Origin of the sequence: Micromonospora maris AB-18-032, assembly GCF_000204155.1 — a bacterium.
GTDB lineage: Bacteria > Actinomycetota > Actinomycetes > Mycobacteriales > Micromonosporaceae > Micromonospora > Micromonospora gifhornensis.
In genome coordinates this window covers 1,311,825-1,326,952 of record NC_015434.1, presented here as the reverse complement: position 1 = coordinate 1,326,952, position 15,128 = coordinate 1,311,825, and the positions used below count along the sequence as shown (strand labels likewise).

At 66.7% G+C, this 15,128-nt stretch carries 12 protein-coding genes and 1 tRNA gene; 2 read left to right on the top strand and 11 right to left on the bottom strand.

Annotated features, from left to right (window positions below; translation table 11 throughout):
* Window positions 1-205: 205 nt before the first annotated feature.
* From VAB18032_RS06110 to VAB18032_RS06070, 9 genes are all read right to left on the bottom strand, one after another.
* Complete coding sequence (locus VAB18032_RS06110; protein ID WP_081476037.1) at window positions 206-2,047, bottom strand: ABC transporter ATP-binding protein; 1,842 nt, start codon at window positions 2,045-2,047, stop codon at window positions 206-208.
* A complete protein-coding gene (locus VAB18032_RS06105; protein ID WP_013731920.1) occupies window positions 1,983-3,815 on the bottom strand; it encodes an ABC transporter ATP-binding protein in 1,833 nt (610 codons plus the stop codon). The genes VAB18032_RS06110 and VAB18032_RS06105 overlap by 65 nt, the downstream gene beginning before the upstream one ends.
* A 137-nt stretch (window positions 3,816-3,952) precedes the next feature.
* Window positions 3,953-4,897 carry a glycosyltransferase family 2 protein gene (locus VAB18032_RS06100; protein WP_081476036.1) on the bottom strand — a complete coding sequence of 315 codons (945 nt, stop codon included), beginning with the start codon at window positions 4,895-4,897 and terminating at the stop codon, window positions 3,953-3,955.
* A 116-nt stretch (window positions 4,898-5,013) separates the two neighbouring features.
* On the bottom strand, window positions 5,014-5,550 hold the full coding sequence (locus tag VAB18032_RS06095; protein ID WP_013731918.1) for a hypothetical protein: 537 nt from the start codon (window positions 5,548-5,550) through the stop codon (window positions 5,014-5,016).
* Window positions 5,540-5,926 (bottom strand): carboxymuconolactone decarboxylase family protein, encoded by a 387-nt coding sequence (locus tag VAB18032_RS30530; RefSeq protein WP_013731917.1) that lies wholly within the window; start codon window positions 5,924-5,926, stop codon window positions 5,540-5,542. Before VAB18032_RS30530 ends, VAB18032_RS06095 begins: the two co-directional genes overlap by 11 nt.
* Window positions 5,927-6,074: 148 nt before the next feature.
* Complete coding sequence (locus tag VAB18032_RS06085; RefSeq protein WP_013731916.1) at window positions 6,075-6,602, bottom strand: aromatic-ring-hydroxylating dioxygenase subunit beta; 528 nt, start codon at window positions 6,600-6,602, stop codon at window positions 6,075-6,077.
* Window positions 6,599-7,930 carry an aromatic ring-hydroxylating oxygenase subunit alpha gene (locus VAB18032_RS06080; protein ID WP_232510679.1) on the bottom strand — a complete coding sequence of 444 codons (1,332 nt, stop codon included), beginning with the start codon at window positions 7,928-7,930 and terminating at the stop codon, window positions 6,599-6,601. The genes VAB18032_RS06085 and VAB18032_RS06080 overlap by 4 nt, the downstream gene beginning before the upstream one ends.
* Window positions 7,927-9,093 carry a nucleotide disphospho-sugar-binding domain-containing protein gene (locus tag VAB18032_RS06075; protein WP_013731914.1) on the bottom strand — a complete coding sequence of 389 codons (1,167 nt, stop codon included), beginning with the start codon at window positions 9,091-9,093 and terminating at the stop codon, window positions 7,927-7,929. Before VAB18032_RS06075 ends, VAB18032_RS06080 begins: the two co-directional genes overlap by 4 nt.
* A gap of 926 nt (window positions 9,094-10,019) precedes the next feature.
* Window positions 10,020-10,095: transfer RNA gene (locus VAB18032_RS06070), tRNA-Lys, on the bottom strand.
* 186 nt (window positions 10,096-10,281) lie between these two features.
* On the opposite strand from VAB18032_RS06070, the gene VAB18032_RS06065 reads away from it, so the two are divergent.
* Window positions 10,282-11,535 carry a L,D-transpeptidase gene (locus VAB18032_RS06065; RefSeq protein WP_043719807.1) on the top strand — a complete coding sequence of 418 codons (1,254 nt, stop codon included), beginning with the start codon at window positions 10,282-10,284 and terminating at the stop codon, window positions 11,533-11,535.
* A gap of 125 nt (window positions 11,536-11,660) precedes the next feature.
* Entirely contained in the window at window positions 11,661-12,974 is a 1,314-nt protein-coding gene (locus tag VAB18032_RS06060) for a L,D-transpeptidase (RefSeq protein ID WP_013731912.1), read from the top strand.
* A gap of 105 nt (window positions 12,975-13,079) precedes the next feature.
* On the opposite strand, the gene VAB18032_RS06055 is transcribed toward VAB18032_RS06060, so the two are convergent.
* Window positions 13,080-13,826, bottom strand: a complete 747-nt coding sequence (locus tag VAB18032_RS06055; protein ID WP_013731911.1) for a GntR family transcriptional regulator — start codon at window positions 13,824-13,826, stop codon at window positions 13,080-13,082.
* An 82-nt stretch (window positions 13,827-13,908) separates the two neighbouring features.
* On the bottom strand, window positions 13,909-15,111 hold the full coding sequence (locus VAB18032_RS06050; protein ID WP_013731910.1) for a dipeptidase: 1,203 nt from the start codon (window positions 15,109-15,111) through the stop codon (window positions 13,909-13,911).
* Between the last annotated feature and the right edge of the window lie 17 nt (window positions 15,112-15,128).

The following is a 15,128-nucleotide window of genomic DNA, read 5'->3' as shown; positions in this document are numbered from 1 at the left end:
GCGCACGTAGGACCCACAGGATGTGACCTCTGGCCCACTGGCTCAACGAAGCATCACGGGTCGGGCTGACGTCTTCACCTCTCGCCCTTCTACGAACGACTCGGCCCGGATCCGACGCCTGCCGCGAGGAAGTTCCAACCCGCGTACGCGAAAAGGCCCGACCGGTGGTAACCACCAGGTCAGGCCCTGCTCATTGCCCTGGTGATCAGCGATACGCGGCCGCCTGCAGGCTGAAGAACTCGGCGTACATCCCGTTGAGCGCCAGAAGCTCTTCGTGGCTGCCGGACTCTGCGATCCGCCCGTCCGACACGACCAGGATCAAGTCCGCCATCCGGACGGTCGAGAACCGGTGTGACACGAAGACGGTGACGCCGCCGGTACGGATCCCCACGTCACGCGCCGCGTCGGAGTACCGGTCGAACAAGGCGTGCTCGGTCAGCGGGTCCAAGGCGGCGGCGGGCTCGTCGAGCAACAGCAGCAGCGGATCGTCGCGCATCATCGACCGGCTCAACGCGATGCGCTGCCACTGCCCGCCCGACAGTTCAGCGCCGTTGTCGTAGGACTTGCCAAGGTAGGTCTCCAGGCCGATCGGCAGCCGGTCGATCACCTCCTCAGCATCTGCACGCCGGATTGCCCGCTCCACCGTGCCCGGTGCATCGAGTCGCGGCAGGTCACCGAGGCCGATACTGCTTCTGGCCCGCAGTTCCAGCCGGAGGTAGTCCTGGAAGCTGGCGGAGATCCGCCGGCGCCATTCCAGCGGGTCGAGCCGCCGCAGGTCGGCGCCATCGATGGTGATCTCACCCGCGGTGGGCCGGTAGAACTGGCAGAGCAGCTTGACCAGGGTGGACTTGCCGGAGCCGTTGTCGCCGACGATGGCGACGATCGTGCCGGAAGGGATGCGCAGGCTGAGGCCTTGCAGCACGTCGGTATCGGTGCCCGGGTAGCGGAACGCGACGTCACGCAGCTCGATGCCGTCGGCGAGGACGGCGGGCGGCGCCTGGTCAGCCGGCGGACCGGGTTCCGACGGCGTGGCGTCGCGGATCCAGCTCAACCAGCCGATGGCGCGGGCGTTGCGTTGCAGCGCCTGGGCGAGCGCGACGGCTCCGGCGGCCTGCGCGTTGGTTTGCACGGCCAGCGTGATGGCGAGGACAACGTCGCCGACGGTGCGCTCGCCGCTGATGGCGGCGCGGACGACCAGGACGATGGAGCCGATGTATCCGAGCGCGAAGATCAGCTGACCGGTGAACCGCAGGGCCGCGCCAGCACATTCAGCCCGGCGCAATCGGCTGTCCACCTCGCGGCGGACCGTCCCATGGCGGCGGCGGAGCTCTCCGCCGAGCCCGAAGAGCCGAATCTCCTTGGCGGCGATCGAGCTGAGGGCCAGATCGAACAGGTGCCAGCTCATGCGGGTCGACTCGGCGGTCACGAGTTCGGCACGTTCCAGCCGCTTCTCGGCCAGCCGCCCGGCGATCAACGGGGGGACACCGAAGATCGGCAACAGGAGCAGCCACGGCTCGATGCGGGCGAGGAGCACGGCGGTCAGGGTGAACTGGGTGACCAGCACCCCGATCGTCAGGACGGTCTGCACGCTCTGACCCAGCGTCCACGACTGCTGTCGGAGCAGCTCGAAGCGATCCGCGGCGTCCCCCCGTTCGTGCAGCGCCAGTCCGACCGGCCCGTGCGCCAGGTCGCCGAGTTGGCGTTCGGTGTCCTGCTTGTGCAGATCACCGAGCTCGAAGAAGAAGATGTGGGCGAAGTGCTCCATCGTCAAGCTGAGCAGGATACTCACGGCGGCGGCCGTCGCCGTCCAGACCGCGACATCGGTCCGCCGGTCGAGGGCCGCATCGACCGCCACACCCAGAAAGAGCGCCAGCAGGGGTCCACTCACCGCGCCGAGCATCATCAACAGGGCGGCGGTGATCAGCCTTCCCGGGCTGAGCCGCCACGCCGACGCCAACGTCGCGCGGACACTGCGCAGGACTCTATGCACAGCCTTCCACCTCTTCCTCGGTGAACCGCGCGGCCTGCAGCCGAAACAGCTCCGCATAGCGGCCGTCGAGGGCGAGCAGCTCTTCGTGGGTGCCCTCCTCGACGACGCGACCGTGTTCCAACACGACGATCCGGTCGGCACGGCGCACCGTGGAGAACCGGTGCGAGATGACCACGCTGGTGACTCCTCGGGTGAGGTCGAGGAACCGCTCGAAGAACGCCACCTCCGACCGCACGTCCAGGTTGGCGGTCGGCTCGTCGAGGACGAGAATGCTCGCGCCACCCTCGACGGCGACCAGAGCACGGGCGATCGCGATGCGCTGCCACTGCCCACCGGACAGTTCGGCGCCGCCGGCGTATCGCCGTGACAGTGGAGTCTCCAGGCCGCGGGGGAGCTGGTTGACGAAATCCGCCGCGCCGGCCTTTTCCAGGGCGGCCCGGACCACCTTGTCGGCACGCTCCGGCTCGGCGAGCAACTCGATCGCGCCGAAAGCGACGTTGTCGCGCACCGGCAGCTCGAAGTGGGTGAAGTCCTGGAAGATGGCGGCAACCCGGCGCTGCCACGCCGTGGCCGGGAAGGTCCGAATGTCGACGCCGTCAGCGGTGATCGTCCCGGCCGTCGGTTCGTAGAGCCGGGCCAGCAGTTTCACCAGGGTCGTCTTGCCTGCGCCGTTAAGGCCGACGATCGCCAGCGACCGGCCCGCCTCGATGGTGAGGTCGAGGTCGTTCAGCACCGGTAGCCCGCCCGGGTAGGCGAAGGACACCTTGTCGAATCGCAACAGCGTCCTGGGCAGTCCCGCCGGATCGCCCCTGCCGTTCTCGGTGGTGCGGGCGTCGGCTTCGCTCATCCTCTCGATCCGCTCCACCGACCGGTAGGCATTGAGGCCCTGCTCGGTCGCCACATCGGACTCGGCGATGAAACCGCCGATCCTCATGGCGGCCAGGGACGCCTGGAATACGAGTATCAACCCGCCCAAGCCGAGCAGTCCGGACGCCGTTGCCTGAGCCGCTCCCGTCAGCAGCGCGCCCAGCAGCACGAAGGCGACAAGAACATAGAGTATGTAGGGGCCGTAGAACAGCCTGCGTCGGGCCCGCCAGACCGGGAGCACGGCGTCCATGGCGGCCGTCGTGTACTCCTGCTTCAACCAAGGTAGAAGGCCGAAGACCCGCAACTCCTTCGCCGCCGCGGGCTGGAGCAGCATGGTGCGGAGATATTCGCTGCGGCGCCGCAGCCGGGCGGTGCTGCGAAAGACCTCGGTGAACACCGACAGGCCGAGCCGGTAGCCGAAGCGGATCGTCAGGGCCGCGAGGAGCAGAGCCGGCCCCGCCCACCACACGAAGGCAACCGACGTGACCCCGGCAGCGAGAACGGTCTGCAGGTACCGCGAGATCAGCGCGATCTGACCGGCACCCGCGGCACCAGGCGACCACATCTCGGTCCGCAGCCGGTCCTTGGCGTCGGCGACGTGATCGAGCAGCTCCGGATCCTCCATCACGGCCACGCCGCCGCTCGCTTGGGAGGCCGCCATCAACCGGTCACGGACGAGATCGTCGAGGCGACGGCGGATCAGGTTGCCGAGCAGTTCCTGTACCGGCAGCAGCAGCTGCACTCCGAAGAACGCGGCCGCCGCGAGGATCAAGTTGGTCCGAAGATCGCTCCAGGCCGCCGACCCGAGCCCGCCGGCTACCGCGTCCGGCACTCGGGCGACCACGGCTGAGGTGGCGAGGATGAACGCGACCGGCAGGATCCCCGCGGCGATCTGGATCATCACGGCGGACGAAACCAGCGACCAGCCGGCGTTGGGCACCAGGTGCAGGATTCTCATTCGCCCGTCGAGGCGCGATCTGTGGCCGCGAACAAGTTCCGCCCACACAGACCTTTCGTGCGTCGTCACCACCAGGCGCCTCCCGTGCGGCCGTGAATGAGGTAGGGAGATATGGGCGTGCCGTCCCCCAACTCTGCCTACGCGGCAGGAACGGAAAATCCGCTTTCCTCAACCTCGGCAGGTGACCCATGAGAGGCCGTGGGGGTGGACCTTGCGCACATTTCGAACTGCTCGTAGAGAGCGACCCAGTTGGCGCCGACCGCAGGGTTGAATATCGGCGCAAGCATGGCCTGCAGGATCACCTCGGGAGCTCCCTCGTGTAGCGCGATGAATAGGCTCAGGTTCTTCAGCCAGCCCTCGTAGACAGTCTTGTTGGGGCTCAGCGGCGGCCCTTGATGATAGGCGAAGCTATCTTCGTCGAAGACGAGCTGCGTGCCGGAGCGCTCCAGTCTGTACCCCAACTCGGAATCCTCCAGGCCCCATCCCCGGAATTCCTCGTTGAATCCACCGACGCGCGTGAAGTCGACGCGTGGAACAGAGACGTTGCAGGTGAAAAATAGATGCCACGATGTCTTCACATCACCGCCGATATCGCTCAGGCGACTCAGCAGGTCCAGCCTGATGTCGCTCTTGATCACGCCGCCGAGGAATTCCTCGCCGCCGTACTCCATGAAGCGGTCGTCGAACGCCTCCGGAGTCCGCAGATATTTTCTGAAGCCGATGACGGCCTTCTTCGCGGAAATGCCTTGGTAGCGCCGAAGATGCTGTTCGACAAAAGTGGGCGGAACCAGTTGATCACCATCGACGAAGATCAGGATGTCGCCGGTCGCTTCTTCTGCACCGCGATTTCTTGCGGCGCTTCTGGACGACGTTGCAGACCGAGGCAGATGCAGGTAGCGGAACCGGGAGTCCGCCAACACGTGACGCCGCACGGTCTCTGCTGTCGGGTCGGTCGATCCATCATCGACGACGAGCACTTCGAGAGAATCGGAGACAGCCAGATTCTGTGCACGGAACGTGCGAAGGCATCTGTCCAGCAACACGAACGAGTTGAATGTCGGCACAACCACTGATGCCTTCATCGACGGACGGTCTCCGTTCCAGAGCAGAAACCGGGTTCCCGACGTGGGAAGCCCGCATCACGTTCTTGCAAGTTCGATGTCGAACCGACAGCCGACGACCGACGCCCCACTGTTGGTTAATCTACGGTTCCGCCGCGGTCAGGTGGCCCGGCCGCATCGCCCTCTGAGGCGTGACGGGATTCCGCGCGCCAGGTGCATCCGTCGCCTGCCTGTTCGCACGACACCGTGACGTCCGATTCGACGTAGCGGGCGGCGATGGCCGTGTTGAGTTCCTGACAGTACGGGCATGGTGACGCGTAAGTCAGTTTGACGCCGGCACCGGCGGCCTGTTTGCGGTACCGCAGGATCCCGCACTCCGCGTTGCGCAGGACGGTGCCAGAAGGCTGGGGCTCGCTGGTCACCGCCGAGTCGTAAAGCAGCAGTTGGCGCTGCAGCCGATTCATGAAGTGCACGGTGGCTGACTCTCCGGCGGGTCGCTGCGACTGCAGCAGGTCCGCGGTGATGCGTGAGTTCGCCTGGATCCACGCGGACACGCCCTCATCGCCGTGCACGCCCAGAATGAACTCTTCGGCCGCCGCCTGGGCCTCGAAGAAACGCTGGCGCCAGAGATCGACCTTGACGGCGGGGTCGAGGGCAGCAGGGTCATTGGTCATGGTCGGCGTCCTTGCCGGTGGCGAGCTCGGCGAATACCTCCTGGGCGATGCGCAGCCCGTTGTTGGCGACCGGCCATCCCCCGTAGTAGGCGAGCTGGATGATGATTTCGACGATCTTCTCTTGTGACATCCCCAGATGCAGGGCGGCGCCGATGTGGCCACGCAGCTCCCAGTCGGTCCGGGCCAGGGTGACCGCGGTCAGCGCGATCAATTCGCGCTCCTCGACGCTCAGGTGCGGGCGGGTCCAGATCTCACCGAACAAGTGGTCGATGGTGAGCTGGAGGAAATCGGGGTAGGAGCCTGGGCGGGGCTCGCGGCCGAAGACGTGCTTGAACATGGCCTCACCCCGCTCATGTCGGGCAAGCGGCTGGTTCATCGATCACTCCTTCGTGTTGCCAGGTGGCCTGCCGGACAGTGGTGAATTCCTACGACGCCACGAAGGCGGCGAGCAGCGGCGCGGGGCAGCCTGAACCAGACCCACCCCTGCGTCGGAGCTGTGCGGAGGGCCGTGTCTCGGTCAGATCTCAGAGGATGATGCTGAGCTTTCCGTGTTCGCGAAGACTCTCGTGGTCGAGCACCACGAGACGTCTCCGGACCCGGAACGACTCGCCCTCGACGGCGAGTTCGAGCCGATATTTTCCGACGTATGAGTCAGAGCGCCCGTGTCCGAACCGGTACACGACGACATTCGCCGCCACCTCGATGTGCGTGCCCCGATCAGCCAGGATCTCCACGTTGGTGATCATCCGATTCGTTCGCGACAGGGGATTCTCGCACCACACCTCGCCGTTGAGGAGTTGCTCGATCCGCTGGCGCAGCCGGGCGGCGTTGTCGTCGATCAGCCCGAGCGCGGTGGCCGACTCGCCCCGGACGTCGGTGGCCGGCACCAGGTAGCGGATGTCGTCGGTCAGCATCTCGTCGTACCACTCGCGCAGGCGCCACTCGTCGAGCAGTCGCGCCTCACGGAAGAGGAACTGGCTCACCCGGTGCCACAACCGCAGCTGGGCCGTCTCGTCGACCGCCGGATCGGTGTTTATCGTGTCGGTGGTCATCGCCGTTGCGCCCCTTGCCTCTCGGCCCGCTGAGTGACGTCTTGAGCTTCCTCGTGGTCGTCGTCGCCGTCGTGCATCAGCCGGTCCCACTGCCGCCAGAACTCGCGGGCGGGAAGCTCGTCGGTGGTCTCGGGGACCTCTTTGGCCATTCCGCGTGACAGGTCCGAAAAGCGGAGCGTGCGATTGAGGTAGCCCCGTTGACAGGACTCGACGATCTCGATGTCGTCGGGGGTGGCGAAACCGGCGGGACCGAGGAAGGTCAGGTAGTGACTCTTACGCAGTTCCCGGATGTCCGGATCCTCGTCCTTGGGGGCCAGCGCGACCGAGGTGATGGACATCTGGCCGGCGCTGACCGGGTCGATCTTGCGGATGGTGATCCCGATCGCGTCGATGATCATCAGGTTGGGGAAGATCATCAACGCCCGATTGGCACCGGTGATCCGTTGGGCGCGTTCGGCGCCGAACCGTTCGACGAACCGTGCGGCCGTCGCCTCCATCCGTGACCTGACCTCGGGGGGGAACATCGGCGTCCAGTAGGCGAGCGGTCGGGCTGCCGCCGGTACCAGCTCGTTGGCGCCATGCCCCCGCCCGAGAGCGCGGGCGAAGCCGCCTCGTCGTCGCGGTGCCATTGTGCCGAGCGACTCGATGTAGCTGACGTAACGCTTGTGCAGGGCGCGGAAGTGGTAGATGTCGACGCTGTTCTCCATCATGAGCTTCCAGTTGGCCCGGGCCCCGTGCAATTGCGCACCTTGGATCACCTCCATTCCCACTTCGGACTGGTCGGCGATCAGATCGAGGTACTCCGTCGCGCCCGCCAGATACTCGGTCAAGGTGCGTGGCTGCTCAGGATCGAAGGTCGCGAACACGAAACCCCGGTAACTGTCGCTGCGGTGCCGCGCCAGGCCGAAGTCGGATTTGCGGAAGCCTGGACCGTACCCGTCCGGGAGCGGAACTCCGACCAGGTCACCCTGGTTGGAGAATGTCCAGTCGTGGTACGGGCACCGGAACGATCTGGCCTGCCCGGCTGGCTGCGAGCAGATCAGGGCCCCCCGGTGCGGGCAGCTGTTGGCGAACACTCGAATCACCCCGTCGGAGCCGCGCGCCATGACCACCGGGCGCCCTCCGACGTCTCGTGACACGTAGGAGCCCGGCGCGGGCACCTCCGACTCGTGCCCGACGTACAACCAGCAGCGATCGAAGATCTTGGTCATCTCCTGTGCGGCCACGTCCTCGTCGGTGTAGGCCCGGTGGTCGACCCGGAATGAGAAATTCTCAAGATCATCGAACACGATCCGGTCGCCCACCGTCCGCTGTAGTTCTATCGTCACTGCTCCCCCTTTCGCGGTAGCTTCTCGCCCATGCTGAGAACCAATTCCGCCGTGCGCGCGGCGGAATCGCCGCACTCGGGCTGCGCCGCGCGCAGCCGCGCCCGGCAGTCCCGCCCAGGATCAAGCAGATCGGTGACCGCGTCAGCGACCGCCCGTTCTGTGACGTCGGCCGGCTCAATTGCCGTCCCGAAGCCCGCGGTTTCCACGAAGTACGCCTGGATAGGCTGATCCACCGCCAGCGGGATCACCAGCATCGGTGTCGCCGCCCGGATCGACTCCGCCACCGAGTTGTAGCCGCCATGGGTGATGAACACATCGGCGCGCGCAAGGACCTCACGTTGTGGCACGTACGGGGCGGTGAGCACGTCGGCGGGCAGCGCGAGTTCCTCAGCGAGATCTCCCACCGCGGCGATCACCTGTGCACCGGTCTTCACCGCCCCCATGATCACCGTGCGGAGGAGGTCGGGCCGCCGGAAGAAGATCGTGCCGAAGGAGACGAACACCAGCGGACGACCGGGGTCGATCTCCTCCAGGCCGGGAAAGGCGACCTCGTCGCCGCGCTTTCCGGCCGCTCCCGGCAACCCGACCAGTTGCACACCGTCGTCGGTGACCGCTTCATCCCCGACGAGCGAGGGAATCGTCGGCATCAGATTGAGAATCGGCGAGCGCGCCGAATGAGTCCGGGTCGACCACAACACCCCGTGCCTGGTCAGATAGTCGCCAACCTGTTCGTCGTACAGCCAGCGACCTCGCCGACGTTCCTTTGGGCATACTCCGCCTAGGTTTGCCCAGATCATCCCGTACGGCACACCGGACGCCTGCGCCCCGGCCATCGCCGCCGCCAATACCGGCAGCGAATCGAGCAGCGCGAAGTCCGGCGCCGTCGCCCGCAGCGCATCAGCCACCTGGTCCGCCAGCGGTGACGATTCGAGCATCGGACCGATCTTTGCCGGATCGTCGCTCCACGGCGCCATCTGGACCTGCCCGACCATGTGGACCTCCGCCGGACCCAGGGCCTGGCGACGCTGTTCGCCGAGCGCGCCACCGTCCGCTGACAACAACAGCAGCACAACCTCATTGCCGGTGGCTTGGAGCGCATTGACCACCGGAATGTACGGGTTGAGGTGACCATGCTGAGTGGTGGTGAGAAAGGCGATGCGCACTAGGTCTCCGATCCATGGGAAAACGAACAAGCCGACTCAGATCTGGGCCGGGATCGACCGTATTGGGCACGATTACCACACCCGGCCTTCGAAGACGAGTCGGCACCGCGACGTACGAGCGGCATAAATCCGCCCGCAGGCACGCGAGAACCCCGGCAGTGCGACGGAACCATCGACGTCCCAAAACTGTTACGAGGATCTACGCAATCCCCTCCATCATTGAGGGGACGCGGACCCGTCTACGTTTGCTACTCGGAAACAAACTTGCAACAAGGGGTCCAGCGCCTGCACCGAGGCGACTGCGGAAAGTTTGCCGGACAGCGTGATCAATGTCAATGCCTCAACGCTGTCGGCGCACCCGCAACACCGCCACTTTGACCGAACTCCGCCTCGACCCGCAGCAGGCGGGGCAGGTTCCTCGGCAGCGAAGGCGGGAAGGCTGCGGGTTCACAACCCTTCCGGCGGAATCGCCAGATTTCATGCAATGGTGTCAATGAAGTTTGAAATGTCACCCTGGGCGGAGCTGCGAGCCATGGTCACCGGCTATCCGTTCCGACTCACAGACGAGGCCCCTACCCCGGGTCCCCGTTGTTCGAGAGGGGCCTTTCCCTGCCTTATTCCCGATAAGGCGACGCGATCGGCCCGCAGAGCACACGCTCTGCGGGCCGATTTCGGTGCTCCGCCGGACAAAGGAGGCTGACTATGAACACCACTGTCACGCGCAGCGCGCGCCGCCCACGATGTCGAGCCCCGGACGGCGTAGCGTCAGCTGTTGCACCAGCGCCGTTATCGACGGCGGCGAGGATCAGGTCGTGTCGCAGCGGTCGGAGGTCTTCCACCCGACGATCCGCGCTGGTGGGGTCCCATCCGGGCCCCACTCATGATCAAGGCCGCATAGCCAGTTGGCTATGCGGCCTGATCAGAGGTGGTGCGCCGCCAGGGACTCGAACCCCGAACCCGCGGATTAAGAGTCCGCTGCTCTGCCAGTTGAGCTAGCGGCGCTCGTTGGCAACGGGGAGGACATTAGCACGGTCCGCGATCCGGGTTCCAATCCGATACCCGGGTCATCCCTTCGGCCGACCTTGTGCGGACATTCGGCACCAAGCACGCACAAGACTTGGGACAGGCTGATGCCGGATGGCTCTGGTACGGCACGATGTCCGCCAGGTGCGTGAGACAGGGGTGGGGATGGGCAGGTTCGCGCGGACCGGGACGTTACTGGGCGTTCTGGGCCTGGTGGCGTCGCTGGCGTTGTCGGGTTGCAGCAGCGATTCGAGTGGGGCCCAGTTCGTGGAGGGTACGCAGCCGGCGGCGACCGGTTCGTCGGCTCCGGGCACCCCGGAGGCGACAACTGGGCCGCCGTTGACGGTGAGCCCGGCCGACGGTGCGAAGGACCGTCCGGTCAGCGCGGAGATCGGGGCCAAGTTGCCGGACGGGGGCAAGGTCACGCAGGTGACGTTGACCACCGACAACGGCAAGAAGGTCAAGGGCAAGTTGCGGACGGACGGCTCCTCGTGGGTGCCGTCGGCGCCGTTGAAGTGGTCCACCACCTACACCGCCACGGTCACCGCCACCCAGCCGGACGGCTCGGTCAGCGAGGGCACCAGCACCTTCACCACGATGACCAAGCCCGCCTCGGTGATCAATTCCGGGTTGTACCTGTTCGACGACCGGACGTACGGGGTGGCGATGCCGGTGGTGGCGGAGTTCCACCCGGGCATCGCCAAGAAGGACCGGGCGAAGGTGCAGAAGCGGATGTTCGTGCAGACTGATCCGCCGCAGCCGGGTGCCTGGCACTGGGTGGGCAACGGCACCCAGGCGTACTACCGGGCACCCGAGTTCTGGAAGCCGGGCACGAAGATCTCCGTACGCATCGCGCTGGCCGGTATCCCGCTGAGCAACGGCCGGTACGGAAACGTCGACCGGACCGCCACCGCCAAGATCGGCTCCGCCTTCGAGATGAAGGTGACGAACTCCGACAAGCAGATGCGGGTGTACGAGAACGGCAAGCTGATCAAGACGCTGCCGGTGAGCCTCGGCAAGACGAAGACGCCCTCCTCCAGTGGCACCCTGGTGGTGATGGAGAAGAAGGAGGCGACGGTCTTCGACACGATGGACGACCCCGACCCGGAGAACCGGTACGTCACCGACATCCAGTTCGCCCAGCGGTTGACCTGGGGTGGCGAGTACATCCACGCCGCGCCCTGGTCGGAGCACGTGCAGGGGCGGCAGAATGTCTCCCACGGCTGCGTGAACGTCTCCATGGCGAACGCCAGGTGGCTCTTCGAGCGTACGAAGATCGGCGACCCGATCACCATCACCGGCACCGAGCGTAAGTTGGCAGCCGGGAACGGGTGGACGGCGTGGGATCTGAGCTGGGCGGAGTTCGTCAAGGGCAGCGCGCTGCCGGTGCCGGACGGTGGTGCCGGTCCGGCTTTGTGACCGGGCCGAATATGTCACTATCCGGACATCCAATTTCAGGTGTTTCGGTTCACCCTCTGCAACGGGTACGTGAGCTGATGCGTCTGTGATGTGGATGGGCAGCGGACCACGACTGTGAGGACACCATGCGAGTTCGGGACCAGCGCAACCGGCGGCGGGGGGTGCTCGCCGCGGGGATGCTCGCCGTGGCGTTGGCGCTGACCTCCGCCTGCACGGGCGGCGGCGGTAAGGGCGACGGCAATGCGCCGGGCTGGCAGGGCGGTGCCGATCAGCCGGCCGCCAAGGCGTCGGTGACCATCAGCGAGCCTGCTGCGGACGCGAAGAACGTGCCGGCGGCCACGGCCATCACCTTCGCCACCGAGCAGGCCGAGGAGACCTCGGTCGAGTTGACCGACTCCGCCGGGAAGAAGGTCAAGGGCGCCCTGGCCAAGGACGGCAAGAGTTGGCTGCCGGCGAAGGCGTTGGCGTACGGCGAGTCGTACACCGCCACCGTCACCGCGACCGGGGACGACGGCCTTCCGGTGACCGCCACCAGCGCGTTCACCGTGATGAAGCAGCCGAGCAAGCAGGTCCGGATCACCAGCTTCCTCGGTGACGACCAGACCGTCGGGGTGGCCATGCCCCTGATCGTGAAGTTCGGTCGGGCCATTCCGGAGAAGTACCGGCCCGAGGTGCAGCGGCGGATGACGGTGACCTCGTCGCCGGCCCAGGAGGGCATCTGGCACTGGGTCAGCCCCACCGAGGTCCGCTACCGGCCCAAGGAGTTCTGGCAGGCCGGGAGCAAGGTGTCGTACCGGGTGCAGGCCGGTGGGCTGCCGCTGGGCGACGGCTGGTACGGCCGGGCGGACCTGACCGTCGACATCAAGATCGGCCCGAAGCTGGTCATGACCGTGGACAACAGCACCAAGCGGATGGTGGTCACCCGCGACGGCGAGACGATCAAGACGATCCCGGTGAGCCTGGGCAAGAAGAGCACCCCGTCGTCCAGCGGCACGATGGTGGTGATGGAGAAGCTGCGCAAGACGGTCTTCGACACGTACGACGAGTTGGGCCCGGAGGACGGGTACCGCACGAAGATCGACTACGCCCAGCGGCTGACCTGGGGTGGCGAGTTCATCCACGCCGCGCCCTGGTCGGAGGGGCAGCAGGGCACCACGAACGTCTCGCACGGCTGCGTGAACGTCTCGATGGCCAACGGTGCCTGGCTGTTCAACAACACCAGGGTCGGCGACCCGATCGTGGTGAAGGGCACCGAGCGCAAGCTCCAGCTCGGCAACGGCTGGACGGACTGGAACGTCAGCTGGGAGCAGTACGTCAAGGGCAGCGCCCTACCGTACGAGCCGGCCGAGGACGAAGCCGCAGACGACGAGACCGCCGACGACGGGACGACCGAGGACGAGTCGACCGACCCGGACGTCTCGGCCAGCGCCGCCCCCTGAGCCTGCCGCGCTGAACCAGCCGCTGCGCCCCCATCGAGCCGACGCCCGGGGTACCGGTCAATCACCGGTACCCCGGGCGTCGGGCCGTTTGTCGGAGCAGCATGCTCACCGGGTGGGCTGAGGGTCCCCGCCTCGGCTGAGCTTCAGGGTCAGCACGTCGGTGCGTACCGTGAAATGCCCGTGGAAGAGGGCGGCGCCGTTGCTGCCGTACCCGATCTGGGTTGCGGTGATCAACGGATGCCCGAGCGCCACGCCGAGCCGGGCCGTCGACTCCTCGTCGGCGAGGACGGCGGCGAGTTCGATCTCGGCCCGGCACACCGGCATGCCGGTGGCGCTGGCCAGGAACTCGAACATGTCCAGGTCGATGCTGACCAGCCCGGACGGGTCGAGGTCACGGCCGTCGAAGCTCAGCGGCAGGTGGTCACGGATCCAGGCGGCGGGGACGCCGTCCACGGCGAAGAGTCGGTCGACCCGCCACACCGGCGCCTCCGGCGCCAACCCCAGGACCTTCGCGCAGTCAGGCGGGCAGGTGGCCCGGCTGACTGCGGCGTCCTGAAGGGTCGGCCGGTGGCCGGAGGCGGTGATCCGGTCCCGCAGCGCGGTGACGTCGCTGATCGACACCGGCACCCGCTCGGCGCCGTCGTGGACGAAGGTGCCGATCCCCCAGGTACGGGTCACCACTCCCTCGGCCGCGAGCTGACCGAGCACCTCGCGTACGGTGGCCCGGCTGACCTCCAGCCGCTCGGCCAGGTCCCGCTCGTTGGGCAGCTTGTCGCCCGAGCGGAACTCACTGCCGATCAGCTCCCGGAGTCGGCCGTGCGCCGCTTGTAGCGCGGTTTCGCGCCGAGCCATCCGCCCTCACCTCATCGTTCCCGCCGTCGACGGCCTAGGGAGTTTAGTTCGTCGGTGCCCCACTGGCCGATCGGCCGGAAGGTCACCAGACCTGCTCAAGCACCCTGATCGTGTTGCCGCCGATCACCTTGGCGATCTCGTCGTCGGAGTAGTCGTGCTTGACCAGCCAGCCGACGATGTTGCCGAATGCCTCGCCCGGGTTCTCCACGCCGGACACGTACTCCACCCGCGGGTGTTCCGGCCGGTTGCCGGCATCGTGGGCGTAGTTGCCGGCGTAGGTGTTGTGCACCCCGACGTGGTCACCGAACATCGTGTCCGGACCGAACGTGACGTGGTCGATGCCGACCAGGTCGACGCAGTACGTGAAGTGGTCCATCACCGACTCGATCGAGTGGTGCTTGTGCGCCTCGGAGAGCGTGGTGTGCGGGGCGGCCTCGATGCCGATCACGCCACCGCGCTCGGCGCAGGCCCGGATCACCTCGTCCGGCTTCATCCGGGAGGTGTCCCACACCGCGCGGGCACCGGCGTGGGTGATGAACACCGGCACCCGACTGGCCTCGATGACGTCCAGACAGGTCTGGTCGCCGGAGTGCGAGATGTCGATGGCGATACCGAGCTTGTTCATCCGGTCCACCGCGCGCCGCCCGAAGTGGGTCAGCCCGCCGTCGTGCTTCTCGGACAGCCCACCGCCGAGCATGTTCGCCTGGCTGTAGGCGATGCCGAGCTGGCGTACGCCGAAGCCGTACAGGATGTCGATGCGGTCCAGTTCGTTCTCGATCGGGCTGCTGCACTCCAGGCCGGCGACCAGCGCCAGCCGACCGTCCCGCTTGGCCGCGTGGATGTCGGCCAGCGAGGTGGCCAGGAAGACGTGGTCCTGCTTGTAGAGGTCACTCATCCGCATCCCGAGGGCGTAGATGAGGTCGTTCCACTTCCAACCGTTCTCGCTTGTCACGCAGGAGGCGCCGGCCATGAAGTTGTCGAAGACGGCGGTCAGGCCGGAGCGGGCCAGGCCCTCGTAGCCGGTGCGCTGGCGCGCGGTCCGGTTGTAGGCACGCAGCTCACGGACGTCCTCGGGCAGGATCACCGGGTGCTCGTGCAGCGAGATGGCGGTGTGCTCGGTGAGCAGCCGGGTCACCCGCGCACGCTGGGCGTCGGTCAGTCCGAGGTCGTGCTCCGGCACCCGACCGACTTCCTTGGCCAGCGTGAACACCCGGTAGTCCGAGTGCGGCTCCAGGTACGAGTACGACCTGTGGCCCTGGTACCGGGGGGCGGGATCTAGCAGCAAGACACCTTCTCCTTGTC

Bases quoted from the DNA above. Each gene is read 5' to 3' on its own strand.
- VAB18032_RS06060 (WP_013731912.1), top strand. From the start codon at position 11,661: ATGCGAGTTCGGGACCAGCGCAACCGGCGGCGGGGGGTGCTCGCCGCG.
- VAB18032_RS06105 (WP_013731920.1), bottom strand. From the start codon at position 3,815: ATGAGAATCCTGCACCTGGTGCCCAACGCCGGCTGGTCGCTGGTTTCG.
- VAB18032_RS06110 (WP_081476037.1), bottom strand. From the start codon at position 2,047: ATGCGGAGCTGTTTCGGCTGCAGGCCGCGCGGTTCACCGAGGAAGAGG.
- VAB18032_RS06095 (WP_013731918.1), bottom strand. From the start codon at position 5,550: ATGACCAATGACCCTGCTGCCCTCGACCCCGCCGTCAAGGTCGATCTC.
- VAB18032_RS06085 (WP_013731916.1), bottom strand. From the start codon at position 6,602: ATGACCACCGACACGATAAACACCGATCCGGCGGTCGACGAGACGGCC.
- VAB18032_RS06100 (WP_081476036.1), bottom strand. From the start codon at position 4,897: ATGAAGGCATCAGTGGTTGTGCCGACATTCAACTCGTTCGTGTTGCTG.
- VAB18032_RS06055 (WP_013731911.1), bottom strand. From the start codon at position 13,826: ATGGCTCGGCGCGAAACCGCGCTACAAGCGGCGCACGGCCGACTCCGG.
- VAB18032_RS30530 (WP_013731917.1), bottom strand. From the start codon at position 5,926: ATGAACCAGCCGCTTGCCCGACATGAGCGGGGTGAGGCCATGTTCAAG.
- VAB18032_RS06065 (WP_043719807.1), top strand. From the start codon at position 10,282: ATGGGCAGGTTCGCGCGGACCGGGACGTTACTGGGCGTTCTGGGCCTG.